General features: G+C 68.7%; 14 protein-coding genes. 8 read left to right on the top strand and 6 right to left on the bottom strand.

The window, feature by feature from the left end; genetic code table 11:
- Positions 1–20: 20 nt before the first annotated feature.
- The 4 genes from ACSSVZ_RS22845 to ACSSVZ_RS22830 all read right to left on the bottom strand — a co-directional run bounded on the left by ACSSVZ_RS22845 (position 21) and on the right by ACSSVZ_RS22830 (position 5780).
- Positions 21–2324, bottom strand: coding sequence for a VWA domain-containing protein (locus ACSSVZ_RS22845; protein ID WP_453973104.1), 2304 nt, complete (start codon positions 2322–2324; stop codon positions 21–23).
- Positions 2321–3121 carry an AAA family ATPase gene (locus tag ACSSVZ_RS22840; RefSeq protein WP_453973102.1) on the bottom strand — a complete coding sequence of 267 codons (801 nt, stop codon included), beginning with the start codon at positions 3119–3121 and terminating at the stop codon, positions 2321–2323. Before ACSSVZ_RS22840 ends, ACSSVZ_RS22845 begins: the two co-directional genes overlap by 4 nt.
- Positions 3122–3572: 451 nt before the next feature.
- On the bottom strand, positions 3573–4784 hold the full coding sequence (locus tag ACSSVZ_RS22835) for a chorismate-binding protein (protein WP_453973101.1): 1212 nt from the start codon (positions 4782–4784) through the stop codon (positions 3573–3575).
- Between the two features lie 90 nt (positions 4785–4874).
- A complete protein-coding gene (locus ACSSVZ_RS22830) occupies positions 4875–5780 on the bottom strand; it encodes a LysR family transcriptional regulator (protein ID WP_453973100.1) in 906 nt (301 codons plus the stop codon).
- A gap of 114 nt (positions 5781–5894) precedes the next feature.
- Here ACSSVZ_RS22830 and ACSSVZ_RS22825 point away from each other — a divergent pair, with 114 nt between their 5' ends.
- The 8 genes from ACSSVZ_RS22825 to ACSSVZ_RS22790 all read left to right on the top strand — a co-directional run bounded on the left by ACSSVZ_RS22825 (position 5895) and on the right by ACSSVZ_RS22790 (position 15793).
- Positions 5895–6713, top strand: coding sequence for a shikimate dehydrogenase family protein (locus ACSSVZ_RS22825; protein ID WP_453973099.1), 819 nt, complete (start codon positions 5895–5897; stop codon positions 6711–6713).
- Positions 6714–6842: 129 nt separating this feature from the next.
- Positions 6843–7874, top strand: a complete 1032-nt coding sequence (locus ACSSVZ_RS22820) for an ABC transporter substrate-binding protein (RefSeq protein ID WP_453973097.1) — start codon at positions 6843–6845, stop codon at positions 7872–7874.
- Between the two features lie 90 nt (positions 7875–7964).
- On the top strand, positions 7965–8732 hold the full coding sequence (locus ACSSVZ_RS22815) for an ABC transporter ATP-binding protein (RefSeq protein WP_453973096.1): 768 nt from the start codon (positions 7965–7967) through the stop codon (positions 8730–8732).
- Positions 8725–9591: an ABC transporter permease gene (locus ACSSVZ_RS22810; protein ID WP_453973095.1), complete on the top strand. Its 867-nt coding sequence runs from the start codon at positions 8725–8727 to the stop codon at positions 9589–9591. The genes ACSSVZ_RS22815 and ACSSVZ_RS22810 overlap by 8 nt, the downstream gene beginning before the upstream one ends.
- Positions 9592–9606: 15 nt before the next feature.
- Entirely contained in the window at positions 9607–10878 is a 1272-nt protein-coding gene (locus tag ACSSVZ_RS22805; protein ID WP_453973094.1) for an FAD-dependent oxidoreductase, read from the top strand.
- Between the two features lie 522 nt (positions 10879–11400).
- Positions 11401–13008, top strand: a complete 1608-nt coding sequence (locus ACSSVZ_RS22800) for a carboxyl transferase domain-containing protein (RefSeq protein WP_453973093.1) — start codon at positions 11401–11403, stop codon at positions 13006–13008.
- 2 nt (positions 13009–13010) lie between these two features.
- Positions 13011–15002 carry an acetyl/propionyl/methylcrotonyl-CoA carboxylase subunit alpha gene (locus ACSSVZ_RS22795; RefSeq protein ID WP_453973092.1) on the top strand — a complete coding sequence of 664 codons (1992 nt, stop codon included), beginning with the start codon at positions 13011–13013 and terminating at the stop codon, positions 15000–15002.
- Entirely contained in the window at positions 14999–15793 is a 795-nt protein-coding gene (locus ACSSVZ_RS22790) for a crotonase/enoyl-CoA hydratase family protein (protein ID WP_453973091.1), read from the top strand. The genes ACSSVZ_RS22795 and ACSSVZ_RS22790 overlap by 4 nt, the downstream gene beginning before the upstream one ends.
- A 5-nt stretch (positions 15794–15798) precedes the next feature.
- Here ACSSVZ_RS22790 and ACSSVZ_RS22785 read toward each other — a convergent pair whose 3' ends face one another.
- Positions 15799–17031, bottom strand: a complete 1233-nt coding sequence (locus ACSSVZ_RS22785; protein WP_453973090.1) for an MFS transporter — start codon at positions 17029–17031, stop codon at positions 15799–15801.
- Positions 17032–17256: 225 nt separating this feature from the next.
- Positions 17257–17910, bottom strand: coding sequence for a TRAP transporter large permease subunit (locus tag ACSSVZ_RS22780; protein WP_453973089.1), 654 nt, complete (start codon positions 17908–17910; stop codon positions 17257–17259).
- Positions 17911–17987: the final 77 nt, after the last annotated feature.

Genomic DNA, 17987 nt, shown 5'->3' with positions numbered 1-17987 from the left:
CGGATGCCGGTGCGACGGCGTCAGCGTGCCGCCAGCCGGAAGATGATGGCCGACAGGGCGGTCGGGAGCGTTTCGATCCGGACCACGGGAAACACGTGCCCGGCGCCGAACACGCGCTTGGCTTCGTCCAGATGATCGGTCGACAGCGCGATGCACACGACGTCGGTGCCGGCGCGCCGGGCGGCCCGCACCGCGTGCTGGGCGTCCAAGGCAAGATAGTCGGGATCGCGCACGTCGATGTCGGAGGTCTCGCCGTCGGTCACCACGGCGATGAGCTTGCGGTAGGCGCGCTCCTCGGCGATCTCGCACGTGGCATGGCGGACGGCGGCCCCGAGCCGCGTCGAGAAGCCCGAGCGCGCGCCGGCCAGCCGCGCCATTACCTCGCCGTCGAAGCGCTCGTCGAACGCCTTCAGGCGTGTCATCTGCACGTCGTCGCGCCCGTCGGAGGCGAAGCTGCGGATTGCCAGGCGGTCGCCCACGCCGTCGAGGGCTCGGCCGAGCAGCGCCGTCGCGGCGACTTCCAGTTCCAGCACGGTGCTCGCCGTTCGCGGCACGCGATCCCTTGTGGACTGCGACACGTCGAGCAGCAGCAGGGTGGAGAGGTCGCGGGCCTGGCGGTGGCTGCGCACGAACAGGCGGTCGTCGCCGATGTCGCCGAGGCGCCGGCGGATCCTGTCGTCGATGGCGGCGTCGAGGTCCAGGCCATCGCCGTCCGGTTGCCGGCGCAGGCGTTGCGCGCGTCCGATCCGCGCCGCGCGGATCTGTTTCATCAGGCGCTCGTGGACACCCGCATGGGCATCGATCACCCGCTCGATTGCAGTCGGCGACGCGACCGCCGCCGGAACGTCGCGGACGCAGGTCCAGTCGAGGCGTAGTTCGCGGGTGCGGTCGTCCCATTCGGGATAGCGGGCAAGGGGGAGGCCATCGGTCAGGGCGGCAGGACGAAGCTTAGCCGGCTCATGGGTCTCGTCAGGCTCCCCGTCATCGGCCTCGGCCGGGTCGTCGTCCTGCACACGCCTGGCCGCGTCGGAGAACATCTCGATGGTGTCCGGCGGGGCCTCGGAATCGGGGAATTCCCAGAGCCCGAGGCCGTTGTCGCGATAGATCGGCTCGACGACGTAGGTCTTCCAGTTGAACTGGAGACGGCGCTGCCCGAAGTCGTTGCCGAGAAGCGACCCGAACTCGCGGGATATGGCTGGATCCTCGAAGCGACCGGCCCGTTCGGCGAGGAGCGCGCGGGCCTTGGCGACGGCCCAGTCGGCGTCCTCGTAGCCGGGATCGGCGAGGGCGCGGGAAATGCGGGCGAGCAGGTTGTCGGTGGTGGCGGGTGTGTCCGCGGAAATCGTGTGGAAGCTCCGCCAGAGGCCGGCGAGGCCCGGCAGGTGTCGCGCGGCAAGCGTTTCAACGCGGTGGTCCTCGGCGAGGTTGACGAGGGCGATCTGCAGCGGCCGCAGGCGCCCGACCTCGAAGCGCGTCGTGCTGAAGGCGAGGTGGGCGGCCATGTGGGCGACGGACGCGTAGAAGGTCCGGTCCTGATCGGCCTCGGCGCTCCCGAAGCGAAGCGGAAACCGAAGGAGGCCGCCGGCGATGTTGGCGCGCGGCGGCAAATCCGCGTCGGCGGACCGGTCCAGCGCCCGCAGGGCCACCGGCCGGCCGAACAGGGCGGTGGCGTAGGTGGCGAGCTGCTTCTCGAGACGGTCGAACGGCTGGTCCTTGCCGGCGCGCGCGAGCAGACGCACGGCGGCAGGGTCCTCGAGCGCGAAGAAGGCGACCTGCTTGCGCCGATCGTTGTCGCCCGCCCGCCGTCCGGCCTCGACCCAGGCGGCAAACCCGTCGAGGTCGACGGAAGACAAGATGCGTCCGGTTTCGACCAGCAGCGGCTCGACGGCGGCCGGCATGTCGGCCGCGACGCCGGCAACAAGGGTCGCCCATCCGAGGGTGGCGTCCGCGTCGTCAAGCGCGCGCAGCGCCAGCGGGGCCTGGCGCAGGAGGGCGGTGGCGGCCCTGGCTCCGGCACGTCTGCAGGTGTCGGCCGATGCCGCGATGAGATCTGCCAGGCGCCCGGCACCGAAGGAGGCCATCTCCTCGCGGCTCAGCTGCCAGGCCGCGAGCAGCACGGTCGGTCCGGCATTGGCGTGCACGAGGCCGGTCACCGCCGCGCACCAGGCGGCGCGCTCGGCGGGCCCGGCATGCCGCGATACGACGTCGAACGCCGCGCCAAAAGGCGCGCGCAGCGACTCGCGCGGACCGATCAGCCGATGGGCGAGGGCCACGGGATCGTCGTCCGCCCCGGCCAGCGTGACCCGAGCCGCCCCTGAACTCATGGCAGGCAGGCCGCGATGGCGGCGGAGAGCGCGGCGCGGACATCCGGCTCGTCGGTGACCGGCAGCACGATCGCCGTCTCGGCCGCCTGCCGGATCGGCAGCCCCTGGGCGATCAGGCGGCCGGTGTGCACCAGCATCCGGGTCGAGGCGCCTTCGGCCAGCCCATGCCCCTCCAGATTGCGGCTGCGCGCGCCGATCGCCACCAGCTGTCGCGCGGTGTCGGCGTCGACATGGGCTTCCTCGGCGATGATCGCCGCCTCGACGTCGGGGTCCGGATAGTCGAAGCCGATCGCGCAGAAGCGCTGCTTGGTGGATTCCTTCAGGTCCTTGATCGCGCTCTGGTAGCCGGGGTTGTAGGAAATCACGAGCTGGAAATCCGGATGCGCCCGCACGACCTCGTTGTGCTTTTCCAGGGGCAGGATCCGGCGCGCATCGGTGAGGGGATGGATGACGACGGTGGTGTCCTGGCGCGCCTCCACCACCTCGTCGAGGTAGCAGATCGCGCCGTGGCGGACGGCCAGCGTCAGCGGTCCGTCGTGCCAGACGGTGCCGGTCTCGTCGATCAGGTAGCGGCCGACCAGATCGCTCGCCGTCATGTCCTCGTGGCAGGCGATGGTGACCAGCGGCACCTTGAGCCGCCACGCCATGTGCTCGATGAACCGCGTCTTGCCGCAGCCGGTCGGCCCCTTGAGCATGACCGGCAGGCGCTCGCGCCAGGCGGCCTCGAAGATCGCGACCTCTTCGCCGGCGGACCGGTAATGGGGTTCGTCCGTGATGCGGTAGGCGTCGAGCGTCATCAGGTCCTCCGGAGGGCGGCGCCGGCGCAAGCGCACGGCGCCGATCGGGTGAGGGTGAGGATGCGCGGCGGAGGGGAGGCGTTCGGGACGGAAGTCTGCGATCTGTGGGACCAGCGGAAGCCGCAATGAACCCCTTCGCACCGCAGAGCGGCCGGGCGTGGACGCCACGTCGGATCACGCTGGCTTCGTCAGGCGGGCCGAAGCTGGAGTGTGATCGATCCCGCCATTCCGGAGCGGCTGGCCCGCATCTTTCGGGGGGCCACCGCTTCGGACCGCGCGACACGGGCATCCTTGGCCGAAGCTGCCGGGCGACGCTGCCCGGCGAACGTGTGGGCGAATGCTAGCACGGCCCGCGCGCCATGGCGAACCCGTCCTGCGGTGCACAATCGACGCCCGAGGACACAGGGATCGGTCCCGGCCGGGCAGGTCCCGCACCGGGACCGCGCCGGGCTCAGCAGGTGGCGGCAACCGGGGCGTGCCTGCCTGCGCCGGCGTTAAGGATGGTACCGACGGTCTTGGTTTTCTCCACCGTCTCGCGCCACTCCACCTCCGGCTTCGACTGGGCGACGATCCCGCCGCCCACATAGAGATAGGCGGTGTCGCCGACGATCCGCGAGGTGCGGAGGTTGACGTAGAGGTCGGTGTTGCCGTCGAAGCCGACCGGGCCGAGAAAGCCGGTGTAGTAGTCCCGGTCATAGCCCTCGTGCGCGGTCAGGAAGTCGAGCGCCGGCTGCTTCGGCATGCCGAGCACGGCGGAGGTCGGGTTCAGACGGTCGAGCAGGGCGCCGAGCAGCGGCTTGTCGCCGGCTTCGAGCGCGACGATGAAATCGGAGCGCAGGTGGACGAGGTTTGCCGCCGCCACCGTGCGCGGTCCCTTTTCGTCGAACGCCTTCAGGCCGGCGGCGTCCAGCGAGCGGCGGATGTAGGCCGCCACCAGCGCCTGCTCCTCGATGATCTTGTCCGGCCAGCAGACGTCGGGGAGGGGGACCCCGTCCTGGGCCCACTGGGTGCCGGCCAGCGCGATCGTGTGGAGCCGGTCCCCACGCACCGACAGCAGCGTCTCGGGGGTGCCGACCAGCCAGGCACCCTGTCCCGGCAGGTTCACCAGCGCGACGAAGGCGGCGGGCAGCTTTTCGGCCAGGGCTTCGTAGAGCGCGAGACAGTCTGTCCCCGCCGGCAGGGCCCGGGCTTCGCAGCGCGACGTGACGACCTTGCGGAAGGTGCCCCGGTCGATCTCGGCGACGGCCTTCTCCACCAGCGCCTTGTAGGCTGCTTCGCCGGTCTGGGCCGGCACGCGACCGGTGTCGTCGGCGCGCAGCGGCGCAAACGGGTCCCGGACCGCGGCGCGATCGGCGAGGCGTTCCTGCACTGCGGTCGCGGGGGCGGAAACGTAGGACCCTGCGTCGGCGTAGGTGATCTCCTCACCCCGGACGACGATGTCGCCGGCAATCGCATCGCAGACGTTGGCGCTCGCGGCGGCGAAGCCGCTCATCGCGAAGAATGCAGGCCCCGTCTGGTCACCGAAGATCGCGCGGCGGGTGACGGGTGCGCACGCGATCATCGCCTCGTGACCGGAGCCGTCGGGTCGGCGCCAGACGGCGAACGGCAGGCCGTCGTCCCCGGCCGCCCCGAGAAGAGCTCTCACGTCGCTCGGCAAATCCATCTCAGTCACGCCTCCATATTCCGCCGGGAGTGATGGCCACATTCCGCCAGGCGGACCACCGAGAACTCGGACCTGCCCCATAGCGTGAGGCTATTCGGCCTGGGCGAGCCCCAGTTCGCGGGTGGCGCGTTCCAGGCAGCCGCGCACCATGGCGATGAGCTGCGGCGAGCCGTGGTTGCGATGGTGGTGGAGGAGCACGGGCAGTCGCGGACCACCGGCCAGGGGCACGATCCGGACGTCGTCGCCGCGCACGCCCTTGCTGGTCAATTCGTCGGCGATGGCGATGCCGAAGCCGACGCGCAGGAGGTTGACTGCGCTCTCGGCGAAGCGGGTCTCGATGGCGATCTTCGGGGTGATCTTCAGCGAGGCGAACATGTCCTTCACCATCTGCCCGTGCGGGGTGTTCGGGTGAAAGAAGACAAGCTCCTCGTCGGCAATGTCGGCGATCGTCACCGCGGACTTGTCGGCCAGACGGTGGTCGCGCGGGATCAGGCAGACGAGCGAGATCTCGGTGATCTTCTGGGAGACGATGAAGCCGTCGTCGAGGGGAAAAATCGTGACGGCGCAGTCGCCTTCGGAAAGCCAGAGGTAGTCCTTGATCTGCTTCAGGGACAGCGTGTCCATGCGCAGCTTGACGCCCGGATTGAGCTCGGCCAGATGCTTGAGCGCCCGCGGCGCCAGCGCCTGCGAGACGCTCGGCGAGACGCCCAGGCGCACCATCATGTGGCGGCCGCTGGCGATCTCCTGCACGGTGAGCGACAGCTGCTCCATGCTGACGATCGACGGCTGGATGACCTCGTAGATCTGGCGCGCTGTGCGGGTGGGCGCGAGGCGGCCGCCGCTGCGGTCGAACAGCTCGACCTTCAGAATGTCCTCCAGCCGCTTGATGGTGTTGGTAACGGTCGGCTGGGCGATGTTCAGTTGCTGGGCGGCGGCGCTGATCGAGCCGCACACCATGACGGAGCGGAAGATCTCCAGTTGGCGAAAGGAGAGCATGTGGGATGACTCGCGCGTTCGGTCTATTCCATCAAGCTATAGGCATCCCCGCAATCCACCAAGGCGGCGGCCCGCACGGCGTGCTTTAACCGCCCGACGGAACCCGGAGCACATATGACGGATCGCATCCTCGCGCCGACGGCCGCCGCCACGGTGGTGGCCATGATCGGCTCGCCGGTCGCCCACGCGCATCTTCCCGGCACCTTCAACCGCCGCTTCGCCGAGGAAGGGATGAACGCGGTGATGGCGCCGCTCGACGTGGCGCCGGAGCGCCTCGGCGACTTCTTCGCCGCCCTCAGGGGCTGGTCCAACTGCCGGGGCTGCGTCGTGACTGCGCCGCACAAGCGGGCGGCCGTGGACCTCGTTGACGAGGCGAGCGCGGGGGCAAGCGGGCTGGAGGCGGTCAACGTCGTCGTGCGGGAGGCGGATGGCCGCCTCGTCGGCGACAACGTCGACGGGGAGGGCTTCGTCCACGGTCTGGGGCAGCGGCATTTCACGGCGCCCGGCAAGCGGGCCATCGTGTTCGGCTGCGGCGGCGCCGGGTCGTCGATTGCCCTGTCCCTGGCCGATGCGGGAATTGGAGCGTTGCATCTCGTCGATGTCGACCCGTCGCGCGCCGAGGCGCTGGCGGCGTTCATTGCATCGCGCCATGGCGTTTCACTTGAAACCGGCCCTCCCGTCAGCCTGGCAGACAGCGATCTCGTGGTGAACGCGACGGCGATCGGGCTCGATGGCACCAGCATGGTCCATTCGCTCGACACCGTCAGAGCTGACGCGCTGGTGGCGGACGTGCTTGCCGTCGCGGAGCTCACGCCCTGGCTCCGGCGGGCGCAGGAGCGCGGTTGCGCGATTCAGTCCGGGTCTGCCATGGCGGAAGGACAGTTCGGGCTGATCGCCGAGCGATTCGGCCTTCGACTGGATCTCCGGCGTTAGAAATCGAACAATAGCCTCAGGCTATCCCCGAAGCGGGAGTCTTGTCTTTTCCGGGCAACCGAAATGGCGGACACCTGCGGCCATCGTGAACGAACCGACTCTAAGAACCCGTACCCTTGGGAGGACACCGTGAGATTTTCAAAGACACTCCGTCCGTGGCTTGGCGCCGCGCTGATCGCCGCGATCGCCGCCGTTCCGGTCCTTTCGGCCGATCAGGCGCGCGCCGATGACAAGGTCGTGGTCGGCGCGCTGCGCTTCACCTCGCATGCCGCCGGCTTCATCGCCTACGAGAAGGGCTACTTCAAGGACGAGGGGCTGGACGTCGAGTTCAAGTTCTTCCAGGCGGCCCAGCCGATCGCGGTTGCCACCGCCGGCGGCGACGTGGACTTCGGCATCGCCGGCGTGACCGGCGGGTTCATGAACCTAGCCAACAAGGACGCGGTTCGTCTGGTCGCCGGCGTCCTGCACGAGAAGAAGGGCGTCGACGGCATGATGATCGTCGCGTCGAACAAGGCCTACGAGGAAGGGCTCGACTCCGTCGACAAGCTCAAGGGCCACTCGATCGCGATGACCCAGGTCGGGTCGACCTTCCACTACATGACCTCGCGCATCGCCGATCAGCTCGGCTGGTCGATCGAAGACGTGAAGCTGGTGCCGCTGCAGAAGGTGGGCGCGATGATCGCCGCCGTGAAGAGCGGCCAGGTCGACGCGATGATCATGGTGCCGCACATCGCCAAGCCGCTGGTCGAGAATGGCGATGCCGAGATGCTCGGCTGGCTCTACGACTACGCCGAGTACCAGATCTCGGGCCTGTTCACCTCGGTCAAGAACATCGAGACCCGACGCGACATGGTGGAGCGCTTCGTCCGCGCCTACGCCAAGGGCATCGCCGACTTCAACCGCGTCATGCTCGCCGAGAACGCCGATCCGGCCGAACAGGAAGAGATGATCGAGATGATCCACAACTACGTCTACGAGGATCAGCCGATCGAAAAGGCCGCCCCGTCGATCCTGGCCGGTTCGATGAACCTGAACGAAGACGGCGCGATGGACGTGACCGACATCAAGAAGCAGATGGAGTGGTTCCAGGCGCAGGGGCTCGTCCCCTCGGACCTCACCATCGAGAAGCTGGCCGACACCTCGTTCGTCGACACCTACTGAGCCGTCCTGATCGGGCCGCATTCCGGCGTGCGCGCCGGAATGCGGCCCATCGGCCGACCGTGAACGCCCATCGGCGGGAAGGACGCGACCATGGATCTCGAGATCCGGCACCTCACGCATCGGTATGATGAGCTGGATGTCCTGCGCGACATCAACCTCACAATCCCGAGCGGGCAGATCGTCTGCATCGTCGGCCCGTCGGGCTGCGGCAAGTCGACCCTCCTGCGGCTGCTCGGCGGCCTGGAACAGCCGACCGAAGGGGAGATCCTGCAGGTCGGCCACCCGCCCGAGGGATCACTCAACCCGCTCACCTACATCTTCCAGGACTTCGCCCTGCTGCCCTGGCGGACGGTGCGCGGCAACATTTCGCTGGTGCTCGAAGACCACAATCTCGGCAAGGCGGAGATCGATCGGCGCGTCGCCGACGTTCTCGACCGCACCCGCCTGTCCGACTTTCCCGACGTTTATCCGCGCCAGCTCTCCGGTGGCATGAAGCAGCGCGTGGCGATCGCCCGGGCGCTTGCCGTCGATCCGGCGGTGCTGCTGATGGACGAGCCGTTGTCCGCCCTCGACAGCCAGACCCGCGAACTGCTGATGGACGATCTGGTCGGGCTGTGGGAGCGGGAACGCTTCACGGCCTGCTACATCACCCACAACCTCAACGAAGCCGTGCGACTCGGTCACAAGGTGATCGTGCTCTCGCGCCGTCCTGGCGAGATCCGGGAAACGGTCGATATCGCCATTCCGATCAACGAGCGCTCGGTCGACAACCCGGAACTTGCCCGGATCCAGACAAGCCTCTGGGAAATGATGCGCGACGAGGCCCTCTCCGCAGACAGGCAGCTGACCAATGCATAGCAGCCCCACCCAAAGCCTCGAGACGGCCGACATCAAGTCGGCTGCTCCGGTGCGCCCGGTCCAGGTCGACGGCGCCCGGAAGCCGGTCGCCTTTCGCGGCGGCGGCTTCGCCCCGAAGCCCATCTGGTACGTGGCGCCGCTGGTCTTTCTCGCGCTCCTGACCGTCTGGGAGCTGGGATCGCGGTACGGCCTCATCTCGTCGCTGGTGCTGCCGGCTCCGACCGAGGTGTTCAGCGCGCTGCGCAATCTCGTCGAGAGCGGCATGCTCTACAAGCACCTGTCGGCGTCGCTGACCCGGCTGCTGATCGGCTTCACGTGCGGCACCATCCTGGGCACCATCGTCGGCGTGCTGACCGGTCTCTATTCGTTGCCGAGGGCGGCGTTCCGGCCGCTGGTCGCGGCGATCTTCCCGGTTCCGAAGATCGCCCTCCTGCCGCTCTTCATCATCTGGTTCGGCATCGGCGAGGGCTCCAAGGTCGCCACGATCCTGTTCGGCTCGTTCTTCCCGATGGTGATCGCCACGTTCGGCGGCATCGACGCGGTCGACCGCTCGCTGATCCGCATGGGCCAGAGCTTCAACATGACCCGCGCATCGATCATCCGGAAGATCATCCTGCCGAGCGCGCTGCCGGCGATCCTCAACGGCATGCGCATCGCCGCCTCGATCTCGATCATCCTGCTGGTCGCGGCCGAGATGATCGGTGCCGAGTACGGCATCGGCGCCTACGTGCTGCTCGCCGGCAACCTGATGGCCACCGACCAGCTCATCGCGGGCGTGATCGTGCTGTCGATCCTCGGGCTGATCGTCAGCTGGCTGATTTCGCGCGCCGAACGCCATTTCCTGCGCTGGCGCGCCTGAGGAGTATCCCGTCCCATGAGCAGACAACCGGAAGCCGACTATGACGTGATCGTCGTCGGCGGTGGCGCCGGCGGCGTCGGCGCAGCCCTTGGCGCGGCCAAGTCGGGCGCCAAGGTCGGCCTGGTCGAGAAGTACGGCTTTCTGGGCGGCGCGGCGACCAACGCCCAGGTGCTGGCCTATTGCGGCTTCTTCCAGCAGGGCAACGAGCCGGTGCAGGCGGTCGGCGGGGCCGGCGAACAGGTGCTGGGTGCGCTGCGCAAGCTCGGCATCGGCGCCGACGCCCATCACTCCGAGACCACCGGCAACTGGATCGTGCTGCTCGATCCGGAGCGCCTGAAGGTGGGGCTCGACCGGCTGTGCGCCGAGCACGAGATCGACGTGATGCTGCACACCCGGCTTGCCGCCGTCTCGCGGACGGGCAAGCGGCTGGAGGCGGCGACGCTTGCCGGCATGGACGGGCGCAGCCAGGTGAGCGCGGAATCCTATGTTGACGCCAGCGGCGACGCCAACCTGGCGCTGGTCTCCGGCCTCGACTTCCGCGTCGGCGACGAGGACATGCATCTGCAGGCGGCAACGATGCCGATGCGGGTCGGAGGGCTCAGTCCGGCCGTCCCGATCGACCGCAATGCCATCAAGGCGGCGATCGAGACCTACAACGCGCGCGGCAACGACCCGATCCACCGCACCGACGGCGGCATCTACACCCGCGTGCCGGGAACCACCGACTTCTGGTGGCTGATCATCGACCGCGAAATGCCTGACCTGTCCTCGCGGGCCTTCACGCGGGCGGAACAGCGGGCCCGCGAAATGGCGCTGGCGCTGGTCGACATCCTCCGCGAGCAGGTGCCGGGGTTCGAGAACGCCTGGCTCGCCCAGACGGGCCCGCAGATCGGCATCCGCGAAAGCCGGCATCCGGCAGCCCGCTACGAGATCACCCACGAGGACGTCGTCGAGGGACGCCTTCGTGAAGACGGTGTCGCCCGCGGCGCCTGGCCGATCGAGATCCACAAGGAGGCCGGCAAGCCGCTCTACGAGAGCATCGGCGCGCGCGGCTACTTCCACGTGCCGCTCGATGCGGTGCGGGCTCGCGGGCTCGACAATCTCTGGTACGGCGGCCGGGTGATCGGCGCCGACAGCCTCGCCTACGGCTCGATCCGCGTGATGGGCACGGCGTTTGCCACCGGCGAGGCGGCGGGAACGGCGGCGGCGCTTTCCACGGCTGAGGGCCGCGCGCCCAACGCGCAACAGGTGCGCGAAAGGCTGATCGCCAACAACGCGATCATCTAGAGCGCACTGAGCAGAAGGGGGAAGCGGCTTCCTGTCCGAATCCCGCTCCACGTCATGAGATTCCGTCACGCTTCACGATATCAGGTCGATCAGACCTGATATCATCTTGGCCAGGGTTTGGGCCGGAGGCCCAGAACTTGGACAAAACAAGGTGTTATGGGCATTCGCTTACGCAAGTGGCAGGCTCGGCCGCGCCGCGACCGAAGGCGTGACTGTGGTTCCTCCGGCTGGGCGATCCGGTGAAGCGCCGCGTCGTTCAGTGATGCCCTGCCCGAGGGGAAAGCGCATCCGCCGTCCCATTTCCGCCGTCCGGCCCCGACAGGGTGTGCCCGGTGGCGCGGCGGTTCTCCGCAACCACATCGACAAGCCGGTCGCGCTGTCCCTATCCTACGTCGAGTCGCGGCCGGGAGAGGGACGCGGTCTGCGCGAACCGGTGGCGGTCTGAACGCTCTGCCGGGAGGAACGGGAGGGACTGGACTTGCCAACGACCCAAAGCGTGTGCGCCGCCGCCCGGATTCCCGCATGAGCCGCCACACTTCGATGGTTGCGACCGGCACGCCGGAGTTTGCTGCGAACCGCGACGCCATGGAGGCGCAACTGTCGGTCGTCGCGGCCGAGGCGGCCCGCATCCTCGAGGGCGGGACGCCTGCGTCCAGGGAGCGCCACGTCGCACGCGGCAAGCTCTTGCCGCGCGACCGAGTCGAGGGGCTGATCGATCCCGGCTCGCCGTTTCTCGAAATCGGCCTGTTCGCGGCGAAGGACGTCTACGGCGACGACATCCCGGCGGCAGGCGTCATCGCCGGCATCGGCCGGATCGAGGGCCGCGACTGCATGATCGTGTGCAACGATGCGACCGTGAAGGGCGGCACCTATTACCCGCTGACGGTCAAGAAGCACCTCAGGGCCCAGGAGATCGCCGAGGAGAACCGGCTGCCCTGCCTGTATCTCGTCGATTCCGGCGGCGCCAACCTGCCCAACCAGGACGAGGTGTTTCCCGACCGCGATCATTTCGGGCGGATCTTCTTCAACCAGGCCCGCATGAGCGCGAAGGGCATTGCCCAGATCGCCGTGGTCATGGGCTCGTGCACCGCCGGCGGCGCCTACGTGCCCGCCATGAGCGACCAGACCATCATCGTGAAGGAGCAGGGCACCATCTTCCTGGCCGGCCCGCCGCTGGTGAAGGAGGCGACCGGCGAGGTGGTCGACGCCGAGACGCTCGGCGGCGGAGACACCCATACCCGGCTGTCGGGTGTCGCGGACTATCTCGCCGACGATGACAATCACGCGCTGGCGCTCGCCCGCGAGATCGTCCGCAATCTCGGCCCGGCGGCGCAGCCCGCCGTGAGCATCCAGGCTCCGTGCGCGCCGACGTACGATCCCGAGGACATCATGGGGATCGTGCCGGCCGACACGCGCACGCCCTATGACGTGCGCGAGGTGATCGCGCGGATCGTCGACGGGTCCGATTTCGCCGAGTTCAAGCCGCGGTACGGCACGACGCTGGTCACCGGCTTCGCCCACATCGAGGGCATGCCGGTCGGCATCCTCGCCAACAACGGCGTGCTGTTCTCCGAAAGCGCGCTGAAGGGGGCCCACTTCATCGAGCTGTGCTGCCAGCGCGGCATTCCGCTGCTGTTCCTGCAGAACATCACCGGCTTCATGGTCGGCGCGAAGTACGAGGCGGGCGGCATCGCCAAGGACGGCGCCAAGCTGGTCACCGCCGTGTCCAACGCCGCCGTGCCCAAGGTGACCGTCATCATCGGCGGCTCGTACGGCGCAGGAAACTACGGCATGTGCGGTCGCGCCTACGACCCGCGCTTCGTGTGGATGTGGCCGAACGCGCGCATCTCGGTGATGGGTGGTCCGCAGGCGGCCGGCGTTCTCGCCAGCGTCCGCCGTACGGCGATCGAAGCCAAAGGCGGCACCTGGAGCCAGGAGGACGAGGCCGCCTACAAGCAGCCGGTGCTCGACCAGTTCGAGCGCCAGGGGCATCCGTTCTATGCGTCGGCGCGGCTGTGGGACGATGGCATCATCGATCCGCGCAAGACGCGGGACGTGGTGGCGCTCAGCCTGAGGGCGGCGCTGAACGCGCCGATCGAGCCGACGGTCCACGGCGTGTTCAGGATGTGATGATGAACCGACCCATCAAGACGCTTCTGATCGCCAATCGCGGCGAGATCGCCTGCCGCGTCATCCGCACCGCGCAACGCATGGGGATCCGCACCGTCGCGGTCCATTCCGACGCCGATCGGAGCGCGCTGCACGTCGCAATGGCCGACGAGGCCGTCCGTATCGGCCCGGCCCCGGCAAGCGAGAGCTATCTCTCCGTCGAGGCGATCCTGGCGGCTGCCCGCGCGACGGGCGCCGATGCGATCCATCCGGGCTACGGCTTTCTGTCGGAGAACCCGGAATTCGTGGAGGCGGTCGAGGCGGCCGGTATCGTGTTCGTGGGGCCGCCCGCCAGCGCGATCCGCGCCATGGGCCTCAAGGACGCCGCCAAGCGGCTGATGGAGAAGGCCGGCGTGCCGGTGGTGCCCGGCTATCACGGCGAGGCCCAGGACATCGTGGTGCTCGCCGGCAAGGCCACCGACATCGGCTATCCGGTGCTGATCAAGGCGCGGGCGGGCGGCGGCGGCAAGGGCATGCGCCGGGTCGACCGCTCCGCCGACTTCAAGGACGCATTGGGGGCGGCGAAGCGCGAGGCACGGGCCTCCTTCGGCGATGACCGGGTGCTGGTGGAGAAATTCGTCGCCACGCCCCGCCACATCGAGGTGCAGGTGTTCGGCGACCGCCACGGCAACGTCGTCCACCTGTTCGAGCGCGACTGCTCGCTGCAGCGGCGGCATCAGAAGGTGATCGAGGAGGCGCCAGCGCCCGGTATGACCGACGAGGTGCGTGCGGCGATGACGGAGGCCGCCGTCACAGCTGCCAAGGCGATCGGCTACGTCGGCGCCGGCACCATCGAGTTCATCGCCGACGGCACCGGGCCGCTCCGGCCCGACGGCTTCTGGTTCATGGAGATGAACACGCGGCTGCAGGTCGAGCATCCGGTCACCGAGGCGATCACCGGCCTCGACCTGGTCGAATGGCAGTTGCGCGTCGCCGCCGGCGAGCCGCTGCCGGCCGGCCAGGACGCCCTGACGATCGATGGGCACGCCTTCGAGGCGCGGCTCTATGCCGAAGATCCGGCCAACGGCTTCCTGCCGGCGACGGGCACGCTGGCGCATCTTTCGTTCGCGGAGGGCGCGCGGATCGACACCGGCGTCCGTGGCGGCGACGCGATCACGCCGTTCTACGATCCGATGATCGCCAAGATCGTCACCCATGCAGAGACCCGCGAAGCGGCGCTGTCGGCCCTGCACGCCGCCATGGCCGGAACCCATGTCGCCGGCACGGTGACCAATCGCGACTTCCTGCTCGCGCTCACCGCCGAGCCGGACTTCGCCGCCGCGATCGTCGATACCGGACTTATCGACCGCAACGTCACCACCCTGACGGGCCGCGCCCCGCTGCCGGAGGCGGCGATCGCGATCGCGGCGCTGGTTGCGCTGGACATCGATCCGGCCGCACGCTTCACCGGCTGGCGTCAGTTCGGCGACGCGGCGTGCAGCGTTCGGGCGCGCTGGCGCGACGAAACGCTGGAGCGCCGGCTGGTGCTGCACGGCGGGGGTTCGGTGACGCTGGAGGGCGGGGAGACGGAACCGCTCCGCCTCGACGCCGTCCGTCGCGAAGGCGATCGAATCCTCACCCGCTCGGGGCCGAATCAGACGCGGATCGCGGCGGTTGTCGCCCGCTACGCGACGGCCGATGCGACCGTGGTGTCCGTGATGATCGATGCCGCCTCGTTCGAGATCGCCTTCCCGGATCCGTTGTCGGCCCGGTCCAATGCGGCGGATGCGACGGACACGCTGACGGCGCCGATGACCGGCATCGTCCGCACGGTTGGCATTTCCTCCGGCGACACGGTGCGGGCCGGCGAAAGGCTGATCGTCATGGAAGCGATGAAGATGGAGACGACGCTGGTCGCCCATCGCGACGGCCTCATCGCCGAGGTGCTGTGCGCAGTCGGCGACGCCGTCGAGGGCGGATCGATCCTGCTGCGCTACCAGGAGGAGGAGGCGTGACCGGCGACGTGCCCCACGGGCCCTACGAGACCATCAAGGTCGGCGTCGACGCCCGCGGCGTGGCCACGGTCACCCTCGACCGCGCCGACAAGCACAACGCCATGAACGCCGCGATGATCGCGGACCTTTCGGACGTTGCGGCTCGGCTGGGGACCGATCCGCTGGTGCATGTCGTGGTGCTGGCCGCGCGCGGACGGACGTTCTGCGCCGGCGGCGATCTCGGCTGGATGCGGGCCCAGGCGGGCCAGGACCGGGCCACCAAGATTGCCGAAGCGCGGACGCTCGCCGACATGCTGGCCGCCTGGAACGCGTTGCCGAAGCCTGTGATCGCCCGGGTGCAGGGGCCCGCCTATGGCGGCGGCATCGGTCTGATGGCCGTCTCCGACATCGTCGTGGCCGTCGACGGCGCGCGCTTCGGGCTCACGGAGACGCGCCTCGGGCTCATCCCGGCGACGATCGGCCCGTTCGTGGTGCGCCGGATGGGCGAGGGGCACGCCCGCCGCGTGTTCCTCACCGCCAAGCCGTTCGACACCGCGTTCGCGCTGCGCACGGGTCTGGTGTCGGACGTCTGCGCGCCCGACGATCTCGACGCGGCGATCGAGGCGGAATGCGCGGCGGCGCTTGCCTGCGCGCCGGGCGCCGTGGCCGCCGCCAAGGCGCTGTGCCTGTCGCTGGGCGGCGTGCCCGTTGCCGGTCACATCGAGGCGACGGTGGCAGCGCTCGCGGATCGCTGGGAGACCGACGAGGCGGGCGAGCGCATCGCCGCGTTCTTCGCCCGGACCTCCGGCTGACAGGGTCAGGCCGCGTCGGCGACGCAACCTTCCGGCGGTGACGCGTGCGACGCGCGCCGGCGCAGGTCGATCCGATGGGAAACGATCGTCAGCACCAGCGCGCCGGCGGCGAGCGCGACGCCCATCCAGGGCAGGTGGTCGTAGGCCAGTCCCCAGGTGATGCCGATACCGCCGAACCAGGCGCCGATGGCGTTGCCGAAATTGAACGCGCCCTGATTGACCGTCGACGCGAGGTTCGGGGCCTCGGAGGCCTCCGTCACGACCCGCATCTGCAGCGGCGAGACGAGCGCGAAGACCAGCGCTCCCCACACGAACAGCGTCAGCGCGGCCGGCACCATGGCGTGGCTCGTCACGGTCAGGATGGCCAGAACGGGGATGATGGCGACGAGGACGCCGATCACCGAGGGCATCAGCTTCCAGTCGCCGAGCCGGCCGCCGATGAAGTTGCCGACCGTCAGCCCGACGCCGAAGATCAGCAGCATGACCGTGACGGCGTGCGCGGAGACATGGGTGACCTCGCGCAGCAGGGGGGCAATGTAGGTGAACACGCTGAACAGGCTGGCGGACGCAAGCACGCTGATCGTCATCGCCAACACCACCTGGGTGCTGGCAATCGACTTCGCCTCGCGGGCGATGTTCACCCGAGGCACCGGGATGTCGCGCGGCAGCCAGGCATAGAGCGCGGTCGCCGCGGCAAGGCCGATCAGGACGACGGCCCAGAACGTGTTGCGCCAGCCGAGCGCCTCGCCGATAGCGGTGCCGAATGGCACGCCGAGCACGTTGGCCAGCGTCAGCCCGGCGAACATCATCGCGATGGCCTGCGCCCTCTGTCGCGGTTCGACGAGGGAGGCGGCGACAACCGCGCCGAGCCCGAAGAAGGCGCCGTGGCAGAGCGCCGTGACGACGCGCGCGCCCATCAGGAGCCAGTAGTTGGGCGAGACCGCGCACAGCACGTTGCCGGCGATGAACACCCCCATCAGCAGCAGCAGGGCGTGGCGCCGGTCCATTTTCGCCGTCGCGATCGCCAGGAACGGCGAACCGAAGGTGACGCTCAGCGCGTAGCCGGTCACCAGCAGGCCGGCGGTCGGGATCGACACGGCCAGGTCCTGCGCCACGTTCGGCAGCAGGCCCATGATGACGAACTCGGTGGTGCCGATGCCGAAGGAGGCGAGGCCGAGCGCCAGCAGGGGCAGGCGGCTGGATCGTTTCGCCGGAATGGCGCCGGTCGTGACGGTCATGAAGGTCACCGAAGTACATTGGGTGGCGCGGCCCGCACGCTGCGGCTGGCAGTCTCCATGCGGGGCGCAGGTGCCCTTCAGATTATGCTGCATTGCAGCATGAGCAAGGCGCCGGACGGCGAGGCTGCTCTGTGCGAACAGCATGGCTTCTGCCGCAGGCGGACCGCGGGAGACGAGCGGCGCACTGATCGGCAGATCCACAGCTCGGTATGGCGAGCACGGGTGTCACCCCATCGTGCGGGGAATGACCAGCGACAGCCACGGGAAGGCGCACAGCAGGATCAGCCGCACCAGGTCGACGGCGATGAACGGCGCCACGCCCTTGAAGATCTTGGTCAGGGGCACGTCCCGCGCGATGGAATTGATGACGAAGACATTCATGCCGACGGGTGGAGTCACCAGCCCGAGCGTCACCGTCATCACGATGATGACGCCGAACCAGATCGGATCGAAGCCGAGCGACACGATCACCGGGAAGATGATCGGCACGGTGAGCAGGATGATCGCAAGCTCGTCCATCACCGCTCCCAACAGAATGTAGACGAGCAGAATCAACGCCAGGGTGCCGTGCGGTCCGACGGGGAGGGAAACCAGAAACTCCGAAAGCGCCTGCGTCGTCTGGGTGATCGTGAGAAAGTAGCCGAACAGATAGGCACCGATGGCGATCACGAAGATCGAGGCGGATGTCCGCAGCGCTTCGATCAGGCAGCCCACGATCTGCTGCAGGCCGAGCCGGCCGCGCAGGACGCCGATGAGAAACGCCCCGGTCGCGCCGAAGCCCGCCGCTTCCGTCACGGTGACCAGTCCGCCATAGATCGCCCCGATGATCACGGCGAAAAGCAAAAGCGTCGCCCAGATGTCTGGCCTGCTCCCCGGCAAGTGGCCACTGTTGTGAGTTAGATTTCGGCTCCAACATTGGAGCTGAGAATGCCGAAGAAGCGCTATTCCCCTGAACA

It is taken from the genome of Amorphus sp. MBR-141 (genome assembly GCF_053628695.1).
Note: the sequence above shows the minus strand (reverse complement) of the source record. Positions and strands in the feature narration are given on the sequence as shown.